Origin of the sequence: Marinitenerispora sediminis, from assembly GCF_003336425.1 — a bacterium.
GTDB classification, from domain to species: domain Bacteria; phylum Actinomycetota; class Actinomycetes; order Streptosporangiales; family Streptosporangiaceae; genus Marinitenerispora; species Marinitenerispora sediminis.
On sequence record NZ_QEIO01000158.1, the window covers coordinates 1 to 11495 of the forward strand.

Here is an 11495-nt window from a genome sequence, read left to right on the forward strand (position 1 = left end):
CTCCGGCCACGGCAGTGCCGGGTCGCCGCCCACCACCCCACGGTGACGCCGCTGATGGGCAGCGGTGTGCGAGGGCGGCGACCCGGCACTGCCGTGGCCGGAGTGGTCGGCCGCGCTGCCGTGGCCGCGAGTGGCGCTGCTGCCCGCCCGGTCACGGTACTCCAACGGCCCCGCCCTGCCGTGGGCGACGGCATCGGCAGAGCGCTGGTCCTGCGGGGCCCGGTCTCGACCATATCCGCATGCGGCCGATCCGCGCCGGCGTAGCAGGTCCACCGACGGGACCGGCGGAGGCTACCGACGAGGCCGCAGCGCTGTTTCGGCAAGGAACTCGAAGAAGTCGTCCGCCTCGAAGTGGCGTTGCCCGGTTTCGTGGTCAAGAAAGCGAACCTCATCGAGGCAGACCCGGTCCACCACCGGGAACCCCCACCAGGCGTCCGCGCGGTACGAGGCGCCACCCGCGCCTGCGTCACCGCCGCGACGCTCCCAAGGCAGCGCCCCGTCGCTCGCCCAGCCCCACAGGTCGCGGATCGCCCCGGAAACCACTCGGCCGGCACGGTCGGCGATCCGCTCGACCCGCAGGTCAGGACGTTGTGCACGGGGGCCAGAGTCCCCTCGTCCACCCCTGCCGAAGAGCAGGGCCTAGGGCAGCTGGAAGGCGGTGAGACTGGCCTGGACGGCGCGGTCAACCGCGCGCCGTGCGCGGCGCGCCGCGTGGCATCGCTCGGGGCCGCGCGTGCCGCACCCCGGAGGAGGCCGGGATGGGCGCCACTCGCACCTGCGGAGGCACCGACGTCGTCGCCCGCCCGGTCGCGGCTTCGGCAGCGAACTCGGCGTCAACTGACCAACTTCCACGCCCGGAGGACTGCGAGGTGCCCATGTGCGTGCGGCGGGCGCTGTGCTGCCGGCGCCGCGACTGGTGGTGGCGAGGCGAGGCGCGGCGCCGGAACATGCGCCAGGTCCTGGCGCGCGTGGTGCGCGAGGGAGCCGTCGGAGCGTGGGCCTGGGACTCCGGCACGACCGCGGCGGCGGGGATGGCCGACCGCGGAGCCGCCGTCCCCGCCACCCCGGGCCTCCAGGGGCGTATCGGGAGCGTCACCAAGACGTTCACCGCCGCCACCGCCCTCCTGCTGGTCCGCGACGGCCTGCTCTCCCTGGACGACACTGTCGCCAGGTGGCTTCCCGGACTCCTGCCGCGCGGTGGCGAGATCACCCTGCGGATGCTGCTGGAGCACTCGAGTGGGCTGCCGGACTACTGGGAATCCGGGCCGGACCCGCTGGCACCGCGCTTCATCACCGACCCGGCGCTTCGGGAACGCAGGTGGACGCCGCGGCAACTCGTCGGACTCGTGGCCGACCACCCGCTCCTCTTCACTCCCGGCACCGACGTGGCCTACTCCAACACGGGATTCACCGTGGTCGGGCTGCTCGTCGAGGCCGCCGGCGGCCGCACGCTTCGGGAGCAGGTCACTGGGCGGATCCTCCGGCCGCTGCGCCTGACGCAGACAGCCTTTCCCGCCCCGGCCCAACGAGACCTGCCCCTGTCGCCCTGGCTGCGCGGCTACCGGTATGACGACCGGACCGGGGCCTCCGCCGAGGTGCCCCGCTACACCACCACAGCGCTGTGGGGTGCCGGGGCGATGCTGAGCACCGCCAGGGATCTGGCCCGCTTCTACGAGGCGCTGCTGCGCGGGCGGGTGCTGGGCGCCGAACTCACCACCGCTATGACGCGGACGCGCCCGATCTCCTCGCCCGGCTGGATTCCCGGAATGCGCATGGGCCTGGGGCTGTGGGAGTGGGTGCTGCCCAACGGCGATCGCGCCTGGGGCCACCAGGGGGAGGTCCCCGGCTTCACGACCTGGGCCTTCCACTCGCCCCGCGACCGCCGCACCCTCGTCATGCAGACGAACGTGCAGCCGTACCGCCAGGCCTCGTCATGGGCGGAGGCGGCTCCCACCCGCGCGTACCGGGACCTGTGGTGCGGCCTGTCTGACCGGTCATCGTGACGCCTTGGGAGGTGGAGAGGCGGCCAGCCTCAGTGCTGGATCAGGCCACCGACCGGGACGGGGTCGACGTGGCCGGTCGCCGGGAGGGTCCGCCACAGGGCGATGCCGATATCGACCAGCGACGATCGGCGCAGGCCGGTGACGTCGGGGAGCGGGGTCCAGGTCGGCTCGGTGGTCGCACCGTTCGGTTCGGGCCGGAGTCGGCCGCCGTTGACGCTGATCCCGTAGAAGATGCCGACATTGTGGTGCTCCGGCCCGGGGACGTTGCGCTCGGCCGCGGGGATGACCCTGGAGTCCACGCCCAGCAGCCGTTCGACCACCGCGTCGCAACCGGTCTCCTCGGCGACCTCCCGGACCACCGCGTCCAGCGGATCCTCGGCGTGCTCGACCCCGCCGCCGGGGAGCGTCCAGAGGGGCTCGCCGCTCGGTGGCACGTAACGGGCGAGCAGTACGCGTCCGTCCTCGACGCAGACGGCGTACGCGGCCAGCCGGAAACTCATCCTCGTGCCTTTCTGCCCCCGGCCCGGAAGGACCCCTCTCGCGAGGGTCCGGACCCACCCGTCAACCTCACCGCACGCCGGCAGGGACTCCGCCACACCGCCCAGGGGAACACCGCGCTCACCGCCCACCCATTCGCCACCGCCCTGCCAACAGGCCAACGGAGTCGAACATAGGCCCGCCGGCCACCGGGTGTCGACCTGATTGAGGCAGGGCCGCACAGGTGCCCGGCCGGGCAGTGTGGAAGGCCGCGGCGCGCGTACGCCGGCGTCGCGGGACGTCCTTCCGGTCCCGGCCGCCGTCCTCCGCTGGGACGACCGGTGGCCGGCGGGCGGAGCCCGCCACGCCAGCTGCGGCCAGATCGCGCACGGCGAGGTCGACCGCGCCGAACGCGGCGAGCCGCTGTCCGGCGAGGAGGCTGTCCGGCGCATGGGGCCGGCGTCCCGCCGCGCATCGCCGCGCGCCGACGCCGGCGGGGGTTCACCGCCGAAGGAGGCGGCTCCGCCGGTTGACTGCCGGGTCGCTTTGAGCGACTCTCGCCGTGGAGCGGGGTCGCGCATCCCACGGCCGGCGCGGAGGAGGAGCGGAGATGGAGTTCACCGGTGCCCGGGTGTCCGATCTACCCACGGTGGAGGTGTCCGTCTGGGTGGACGCCTCCCCGCAGCGGGTGTGGAGCGTCGTCTCCGACATCACCGCGATGCCCGAGGTCAGCGGCGAACTCCAGTCGGTGGAGCTGCTGGACACCGGCCCCCTCCAGGTCGGGTCCCGCTTCCGGGGGCACAACTACCACGAGATGCGGGGCGCGTGGTCGACCGTCTCCCACGTAGTCCAGTGCGAGGAGCCGCGGGTGTTCTCGTGGGCGGTCGACGACGTCGAACGCCCCAACTCGACCTGGCGGTTCACGCTGCGGCCGGACGACGGGGGCACCGCGCTGACCTACTCCGTGCAGCTGGGCCCCGGCCCCTCGGGGCTGAACCGGTTCATCGACCGCATGCCCGAGCGGGAGCCGGAGATCGTCTTCCACCGGCTCACGGAGTTCGAGAGGAACATGAACTCCACCCTGGCGGCCCTCAAGGCACGCGCCGAGGACGCGCACCCGGCCGCCGACTGAGCGGGACCGCGGGTGCCGCGCGACGGACGCCGCGGCCGCAGGCGCGCCTTCGCTGCTGCGAGGACGACCTCCCGCCGGTGCGGCGGGAGGTCGTCGTGCGGCGGTCCCGCGGATCTCGGAACGGTGCGGGACCGCCGGTCGGCTTCGGGCCACCGTGGCGGCCTTCGGGGGGGGGCTAGCCCCAGACGCTGCCGAACCCGGTGGCCCAGTCGTCGCCCAGGCTGGTGCCCCAGTTGTCGCCCAGGGTGGTACCCCAGTTGTCGCCCGGGGTGTCCAGGTCCGCCGCGTGGGCAGGCGCGCCGACCCCCAGAGCCGCGACGGCGATTCCCGCCACGACAATGGCCTTCTTCAGCATCCGCTCCCCCTTTCCCAAGTCGCTCTCAGCACCGGGACGTGCCTGACTCCAGTATCACGGGCCCGCGGACCGGTGTCGTTGGCCGCGAGTGGACGCTTCCTTGACGATGCGTACCCGCCGGCAGCGGCCGCTCCGCCCCGCGCGGCGGCGTGCGGCGCGCCGCGCCCTCGGCCGCCGGTGCCCCCGACCGCGTACGCGCCCGTGCCGCGGACCCGGCGCAGGCGCGACGGGAGTCGCTCCCCGCCCGGATCGCCTCCGGGTCCGGTGCCGCGCCGCGGTCCTCCGCCCCTCGCGCGGCTCAGCTGCGCCGGGTGCGGCGGTGCGCAAGCCCGCCCAGGGCGGCGTCCACGAGCAGGAAGAGCAGGAGGGAGGCTCCGAGGACCGGCAGCAGCCAGCCCACCGCGGCGGCCGCCGCGGCCACCGCGCCCTTGAGCCACCAGGGAAGGGCCTGCCACGCGTCGCGCGGAACGGGCCGTCCGGCGGGCCGGCCGGGCCCGGCCGGGCGGCGCTGCCACCACATCCGGTAGCCGAGCCCGATGAGCGCGACGAGACCGAGCACGAGGGCGGTCAGCACGACCTGGTTGGCCACCCCGAAGAGCAGCCCCATGTGCGCGTCGACGCCCCACCTGCTGAGCTTGGCCATCAAGGGGTAGTCGGCGAACCGCACCTCGTCGGTGACCTCGCCGGTGGCGGGGGCGACGGCGACCGTGTCGACGTTGGTGGGCCACCGCTTGTCGATCCCGGTGACGGTGTACGCGCCGCCGCCCGAGGCCGGATAGGCGATCTCCACGCCGCCGCCGATGCCGGCGGCGCGGGCGCTCTCCAGCACGCGGTCGACCCCCACGTCGACGCCCACGTCGACGCCCACGGCGCCGCCGGGGCCGGCCGGGACCTCGGTGGAGACCGTCGGGGTCTCCCACGCCAGGGCCGCGCGGATGTCGGTCACGTTCTGCCCGGCGAACTGCGACCAGGTCAGGCCGGTCGCGGAGACGAAGAGCAGTCCGGCGAACAGCCAGACGCCGAGCGCGCCGTGGAAGGACAGGAGCCTGCGCAGCCCGCGGGCCCGCGGCTCCGGGAGCAGGACGCCCCGCACCCGGTTGCGGCGGCGCCGCGCCACCCACAGCGCCACACCGCCGGCCGCCACCACCCACATCCAGCTGGCGGCGAGCTCGCTGTAGACGCGGCCGGCGTCGCCGAGGTGCAGGTTGCGGTGCAGCAGGTCGATCCAGGCGCGCAGCGGCAGCGCCCCGCTGCTGCCGTAGGAGACCAGCGAACCGCGCACCTCGCCGGTGTGGGGGTCCACGAACACCGCCTGGCGCTCGCTCTCGCCCAGCCCTTCGACGTCGAAGAGGACGCGGGTGGTGTCCCCGGGCGCCTCCGCCGGCCGCACGGCGTCCAGTGTGCCCTGCGGGAGGGCGTCCTCGGCCGCGGCCACCTGCTCGCGCAGCGGGAGGTGCTCCTGGCCCGCCGGCACGCGCAGCTGGTGCTCGTAGACGGCCTGCTCCAGCTGCGGGGTCCACACGTAGAGCAGCCCGCTGAGCGCCGCGACGAGGATGAACGGCGCCACCAGCACGCCGGCGTAGAAGTGCATGCGCAGCAGCAGCGGGCGCAGGAGCGACCACGTCGACGCGCCGGCCCTCCGCCCCGCGGCGGGCGGCGGTCCGTCCTGGCCGGGAGCGGCCGTCCCTGTCTGGTCCTCGGTCGACACGTCGGTCTCCTGTTTCTCTCGGTCAGCGGACGTGGTCGGGCTGGTCTGTGGAGTCGGATCCGAGGACGGGGGAGTTCCCGGCGGCCGGCGGCGCGGGGCGCAGGTGTGCGCGGACGCGGTACGCGGGCCGGGGCGCGGCACCCGCTCCGGGCGGGAGGCCCGGCCCCGGCGGGCGGCGGCGGGAGGTCAGTGGTGGCCGGTGTGCTCCTCCTCCGCGTTCTCCTCGGCGCCGGCCGCAGGCTCCAGCACGGGCGCCCCGACCTCGATGGTGGTGCCGCTGGCGAAGGTGAGGGTCAGCTCGACGGTCGCGCCGGCGGGGAGGGGACCGTCGATGCCGTTCAGCATGAGGTGGAAGCCGCTGCTCTGCAGCTCCGTGGAGCCGCCGCCGTAGACGGGGATCTCCTCGACCGCCGCCATCCGCGACGTGGAGTACAGCTCGACGTCGTCGGAGACCGATGCCCGGGCGGCGACGAGCGCGTCGTCGCCGGCGGCGTCGTTGAAGACCGTGAGGTAGGCGGCACCGGTATCCGGAGCGGCCGGTTCGGGCACCCAGGCGTCCTCGACCCGCAGTTCGCCCGCGGCCGCCGTCCCCCGCTCCGGTCCGGTGTCGCCCTCGGCCGGGGGCCGGGCGGCGGCGTCGCCGCTGCCGCATGCGGTGAGGGCGAGGGCGGCCGCGACCGTGATCGTCATGCCCGCGAGTCGGTGGGCGGCGTCGGTGTGCGTCATGGTGGCGTCCTCGGTTCCCGGCCGCGCCTTTCGGCATGCGGCGCGCGTCGTGGGGCAGATGCGTTCGGGAGCGCTCCCGGAAAGTGCCGGAGCACTTCTGGGCCGCCTGCCGGCCGGCCCCCGGGAGGCCGGGCGCGGTCCGGCAGACCGCGCCTGCCGCGGCCTGGACGCGGCGGCAGCGTCCCGGACTCATGTCGGCGGCGCCGCCCCAGAAGTTCCCGCATGGGCCGATTCTGCCCGCACATCGGGTCCCTGAGAAGGCCCCGTCTCGCGATGCGTGATCGTTTGACCACGAACGGGAGCCGAGGCGCTGGTGAGGGGCCGGCCGGGGGCTGCCGGCCCCCGGCGGAGCGGTCGCGTCGCTTCGGCGGCGGACCGCGGCCGCCCCTCGGGGCGCCGGATCCAGCGCGCGGGCGCGCCGACCGGGGCCCTCCCCCGCGGCCGCGCCCCATGGCTGAGGAGCGCCGCCGACCGGCGCGGACCGCCGCCGGCGGCGTCCGTCAGACCGCGGCCCAGCCGTCGTCCACGGGGAGGACGGCGCCGTTGACGAACGAGGCGGCGTCGGAGGCCAGGAAGACGATGGCGGCGGCCTGCTCCTCCGCCGAGCCCAGTCGGCCGATGTTGGCGCCGATCAGCCCGCCCACGATGCCCGGACCGTGCGCGTCGGGGCCGGCGTCCACCTGGATGCCGGTCGCGGTGGGACCGGGCGCGACGGCGTTGGCGCGGATCCCCTGCCCCCGGTACATGACGGCCAGGTTCTTCACCAGGCCGACGATGCCGTGCTTGGAAGCGGTGTAGGCGGCACCCGCCGCACCGCCGCGCAGACCGGCCTCGGAGCAGGTGAAGACGATCGAACCGCGTTGCGCGGCCAGCATGTGCGGCAGGACCGCGCGGGTCAGCAGGAACGGCGCCGTCAGGTTGATCCGCAGGACGCGCTCCCACTCGGCGTCGTCGGTCTCGCCGAGCGCCGACATGCGGTCCATGATCCCGGCGTTGTTCACCAGGACGTCCAGCCGCCCGAAGGACTCCAGGGCGCGCTCGACGACCGTGTCCACCACCTGCTGCTCGCTCAGGTCGCCCACGACGGCGAGGGCGACGCCCCCGGCGGCCTCGACCTCCTTGGCGGTCGCCTCGGCACCCGCGCGGTCGAGGTCGGCGACCAGGACCTTCGCGCCCTCCCGCGCGAACCTCAGCGCCGTGGCCCGGCCGATCCCGGACGCCGCTCCGGTGACGACGACACCGCGGCCCTCATGACCCGTACCGCTCATATGAGCACCTTCTCTCTCTGTCGACGGCCCGCGGTCCCTCCGCGGGCCGGTTGGCGGCGCGCTGGTTCACACCGTCAACCGCAGCACGCTCCCCTCTCCGTTGGCGGAGAGGAGGAGGGCGCCGTCCGGGGCGACGGCGAGCCCGGCGAACGGGCGCGGCGAGCCGGGCATGCCCGCGGTGAACAGCGCGGGCTCGGCACGGGGCGGGGTGCCCGGGGGCAGGCCGACCGGCAGGTCCTCGGCGTCCACCCGGCTCTCCCCCGTGGTCAGCGAGACGGCCCGCAGCCGCCGGTGCTCCACCTCCACCGTGAACAGTTCGTCGCCGCGGACCGCGAGACCCTGCGGCGCGCCGAGTCCATCCGCGACGGCCTCGGGCGGCGCGCCCTCCCGGAGGCGCAGGACGGCTCCGAGCCGGTCGTCGCTGACGTAGCAGCGCCCCTCGGTGTCGAAGGCCACGTCCACGGGATGCTCCAGCCCCTCGGCGAGGACGGTGACGGTGTCGCCGCCGTCGATGGCCACGACCCGGCCGGCGCCCGCCTCGGCGACGACCAGCGAGCCGTCCGGGCCCACCGCGATCCCGGCCGGCTCGGCCAGGCCCGCCGCCCGCTCCCGCGTGGTGCCGCGGGCGGGGTCGTAGGTGCGGACCTCGCCGTACTGGGAGGTGAGGTGGACGAGGCCGCCCGCGCTGGCCACGCCGTGCGCGAAGGACGGCAGCAGGAGGACGGAGGTGAGGCCGCCGCCCTCACTCGCCCGGGAGGCCGGGACCGGCCCGCCCCCGTCGGAGGGCGCCGGGCTCGCCAGCCGGTAGTGGTCGGCCGCGTAGACCCTGCCGCCGAGGTCGACGGTGACGCCGTAGGGCCCGTTCAGGCCCCGGCGCACGAGTGGGCGGGTGCGGCCGTCGGGACGCAGCTCCGTGACGCCGCCGCTGGCGTAGCTGGAGACGAACATGCGGTTCTCCGCGTCGAACGCGGCGTTGTCCAGGCCCACGATGCCGCTGGTGACGAGCGTGCGGGCGCCGGTGCCGTGCAGGTCGACGCGGGTGACGATGCCCTCCGCGCCGCGGGACAGGACGTGCAGGACACCGGCCCGGTCGAAGCGGACCGCGACCGGCTGGTGCACGTCCTCGGCGACGAGCTCGGGGGCGCCGCCGTCCGGCGCTATCCGCCAGACCTGGTCCGTCAGCATGTGCGGGTAGTACAGCCGGCCGTCCGGGCCGAGCTGCATCGCGTTGCCGAGCGCCAGCCCCTCGGTGAGCACCACCGGATCGCGGCCGTCCGGGAACAGCTCCAGGAGGCGGCCGCCGGGCCGCATCTCGTTGACGAAGAGCCGGTCGCCGACGCAGGTGATGCCGTTGGGCGCCACCACCTCGCCGGAGACCAGCGTGTAGGAGCCCTCCGGGCCGCGGCGCCACACCCGGCCGGGGACGAGGTCGGCGATGTACATGGAGCCGTCCGCTCCGAAGGCCAGGTCGTCCGGCGCCTGCACCGGGCCGTCCATCGGCACGACCACCTCGACGTCGCCGGTGGCGGGGTCGACGGCGCTGATCTGCCCGGCGAGGAACTGGGCGACGTAGAGCCGCCCATCCGGGCCGAAGGCGAGGCCGTTGGAGCCGCGCAGCCGGCTGGGCGCGTTGAGGCGCCCGGCACGCGGGCGGGTGCCGGGGGCCTCCGCCTCGCCGGTTCCGGCGAGGCGGCCGGGGTGCGGGCCGCTCACGCCTCCTCCGCCGCAACGAGGACCTCGTCCATGCCGCCGTTCGCCCGCCAGTGCCGGAGCAGCTCGTGGAAGGCGACCGGCCCGTCGGCGTAGGTCTCCCTCCGCGCGTGCGGCTTGCCCTCGTTGTTGTAGTAACCGGGGGTGCACTCCGCCTGGAACGCGTGCAGGTCCGGCGCGTTCTCCCGGAGGGCGCCCACCCACGCCTCCTGCGCCTCGGCGGTCGGCTCGACGTAGCGGGCCCGGCGCCTGCGGGCCTCGGCGATGACCTCCGCGACGTGCTGGGCCTGCTCGTCGAGGATGTGGACGAAGTTCACGGAGGACGCGTTCTGCAGCGGTCCGAGCTGGAAGAGGTTGGGGAAGCCGTGGGTGTAGAAGCCGTGGAGCGTCTTCGGCCCCTGCGCCCAGGCCTCGAAGAGGTGGACGCCTCCCCTGCCGTAGACCGGGAGCTGCCCGGAGAGGATCCCCGAGATGCCGGTCTCGAAGCCGGTCGCGAAGATGACGCAGTCCACCTCGTACTCGGCGTCGCCGACCACGACGGCGGTCTCCGTCATCCGCTGCACGCCGTGGGTGTCGGCCGTGTCGACGAGGGTGACGTTGGGCCGGTTGAAGGTCTGGAGGTAGTGGTCGCTGAACGTGGGTCGCTTGCACATGTAGCGGTACCACGGCTTGAGCTTCTCGGCCGTCTCCGGATCCTTGACGATCCGGGCCACACGCGCGCGGATCTCGTTCATCTTCTGGAAGTCGGCGATCTCGTACGCCCGTTCGCGCTCCTCGGCGGGGATGTCCGCGTAGGCGTTGGTGGGGATGAGCTTCTCGTGGAGCCGGGCGCTGCTGGTCCAGGAGTCGCCCACCAGGTCCTCGTCCGTGCGGACACCGGTGACCACCTTGAGGAAGTTGTCCATGCGGTGCCGCTGCCAGCCCGGCGCCAGCGACGCGGCCCACTGCGGGTCGGTGGGGCGGTTGTCGCGGACGTCGACGGAGGAGGGGGTGCGCTGGAACACGTAGAGGTGCTCGGCGTCGGCTCCGAGAGGCGGCACGACCTGGATGGCGGTGGATCCGGTGCCGATGAGCGCGACGCGCTTGTCGGCGAGCCCGGTCAGGCCGCCGCTGGCGTCGCCGCCGGTGTAGGCGTAGTCCCAGCGGCTGGTGTGGAAGGTGTGGCCCTTGAAGGTCTCGATACCGGGGATGCCGGGGAGTTTGGCCTGGCTGAGCGTTCCGGTGGCGACGATCACGTGGCGGGCGCGCATGCGGTCGCCGCGGTCCGTGGAGACGGTCCACTCCGCCTCCGCCTCGTCCCAGCGCAGCTCGGTCGCCTGGGTCTGGAAGCAGGCGTCCCGGTAGAGGTCGAAGCGGCGCCCGATCGCCATCGCGTGCTGCCGGATCTCCTCCCCCGGCGCGTAGCGCCACCGGGGGACGTAGCCGACCTCCTCCAGCAGCGGCATGTAGACGTAGGACTCGATGTCGCAGTGGATGCCCGGGTAGCGGTTCCAGTACCAGGTGCCGCCGAAGTCGCTGCCCTTGTCGATCACCCGGATCGACTCCACGCCCGCCTGCCGCAGCCGGGCGGCGGCGAGCAGGCCGCCGAACCCGCCGCCGACGACCGCCACCTCGACCCGGTCGTGCAGCGGCTCGCGGTCGGCATCGGATTCGGCGTAGGGGTCGTCGGCGTAGTAGCCGAACTCGCCGCCGACGCCGCGGTACTGGGCGTTGCCGTCGGGGCGGATCCGGCGGTCGCGCTCGGCTCGGTACCGGGCGCGCAGCGCCTCCGGGTCGAAGCCGAGCTCCTGCGGGTGGGCGGGGGTGCGGGGGGCGGACATCGTGTCCTCGTCCTCTCCCTGTCTGGGGTGCTTGGGGCGTTGCCCGGGCTGCCCTCGCCGGCTCGTGTCGGAGCTGTCGTACGAGGTGGCGGTCCGCGCCGGTACGGCCGTGTCTGCCGCGGTGTGCCGTACGCGGGAGCAGCGGCCGCCGGCCGCCACGCCTCCGCGGCGGATCCCGGCGCCCGCGCCGCGCGTGACCGCCGCGTTTCGGGCAGTGAAAATCTATCATCCTAAAATTTTCAACGCGCCCCTCCCCCTCGGTGGGCGAACGGCGCGGAGCCCGTCGCGGGCGCGGG

At 74.7% G+C, this 11495-nt stretch carries 10 protein-coding genes; 2 read left to right on the forward strand and 8 right to left on the reverse strand.

The window, feature by feature from the left end:
• Positions 1-291: 291 nt before the first annotated feature.
• Positions 292-543 (reverse strand): hypothetical protein, encoded by a 252-nt coding sequence (locus DEF28_RS28580; protein WP_114400024.1) that lies wholly within the window; start codon positions 541-543, stop codon positions 292-294.
• Positions 544-758: 215 nt separating this feature from the next.
• Between DEF28_RS28580 and DEF28_RS22620 the strand changes: the two genes are divergently transcribed.
• Positions 759-2003 (forward strand): serine hydrolase domain-containing protein, encoded by a 1245-nt coding sequence (locus tag DEF28_RS22620; RefSeq protein ID WP_114400025.1) that lies wholly within the window; start codon positions 759-761, stop codon positions 2001-2003.
• A 29-nt stretch (positions 2004-2032) separates the two neighbouring features.
• Here the strand turns inward: DEF28_RS22620 and DEF28_RS22625 are convergent, their stop codons facing one another.
• Positions 2033-2503 (reverse strand): NUDIX hydrolase, encoded by a 471-nt coding sequence (locus DEF28_RS22625; RefSeq protein ID WP_114400026.1) that lies wholly within the window; start codon positions 2501-2503, stop codon positions 2033-2035.
• A 587-nt stretch (positions 2504-3090) separates the two neighbouring features.
• Between DEF28_RS22625 and DEF28_RS22630 the strand changes: the two genes are divergently transcribed.
• A complete protein-coding gene (locus DEF28_RS22630) occupies positions 3091-3612 on the forward strand; it encodes an SRPBCC family protein (protein WP_114400027.1) in 522 nt (173 codons plus the stop codon).
• A 175-nt stretch (positions 3613-3787) separates the two neighbouring features.
• Here DEF28_RS22630 and DEF28_RS22635 read toward each other — a convergent pair whose 3' ends face one another.
• The 6 genes from DEF28_RS22635 to DEF28_RS22660 form a co-directional block, all read right to left on the reverse strand.
• The gene (locus tag DEF28_RS22635; protein WP_114400028.1) at positions 3788-3967 is read right to left on the reverse strand and encodes a hypothetical protein; all 180 of its coding nucleotides are present in this window, start codon (positions 3965-3967) and stop codon (positions 3788-3790) included.
• Between the two features lie 298 nt (positions 3968-4265).
• The gene (locus tag DEF28_RS22640) at positions 4266-5675 is read right to left on the reverse strand and encodes a PepSY-associated TM helix domain-containing protein (RefSeq protein ID WP_233515489.1); all 1410 of its coding nucleotides are present in this window, start codon (positions 5673-5675) and stop codon (positions 4266-4268) included.
• A gap of 186 nt (positions 5676-5861) precedes the next feature.
• Entirely contained in the window at positions 5862-6401 is a 540-nt protein-coding gene (locus DEF28_RS22645) for a copper chaperone PCu(A)C (protein WP_114400029.1), read from the reverse strand.
• 500 nt (positions 6402-6901) lie between these two features.
• Positions 6902-7669, reverse strand: coding sequence for an SDR family NAD(P)-dependent oxidoreductase (locus DEF28_RS22650; protein ID WP_114400030.1), 768 nt, complete (start codon positions 7667-7669; stop codon positions 6902-6904).
• Between the two features lie 66 nt (positions 7670-7735).
• The gene (locus tag DEF28_RS22655; protein WP_114400031.1) at positions 7736-9382 is read right to left on the reverse strand and encodes an NHL repeat-containing protein; all 1647 of its coding nucleotides are present in this window, start codon (positions 9380-9382) and stop codon (positions 7736-7738) included.
• Positions 9379-11199: a flavin-containing monooxygenase gene (locus tag DEF28_RS22660; RefSeq protein WP_114446218.1), complete on the reverse strand. Its 1821-nt coding sequence runs from the start codon at positions 11197-11199 to the stop codon at positions 9379-9381. The genes DEF28_RS22655 and DEF28_RS22660 overlap by 4 nt, the downstream gene beginning before the upstream one ends.
• Positions 11200-11495: the final 296 nt, after the last annotated feature.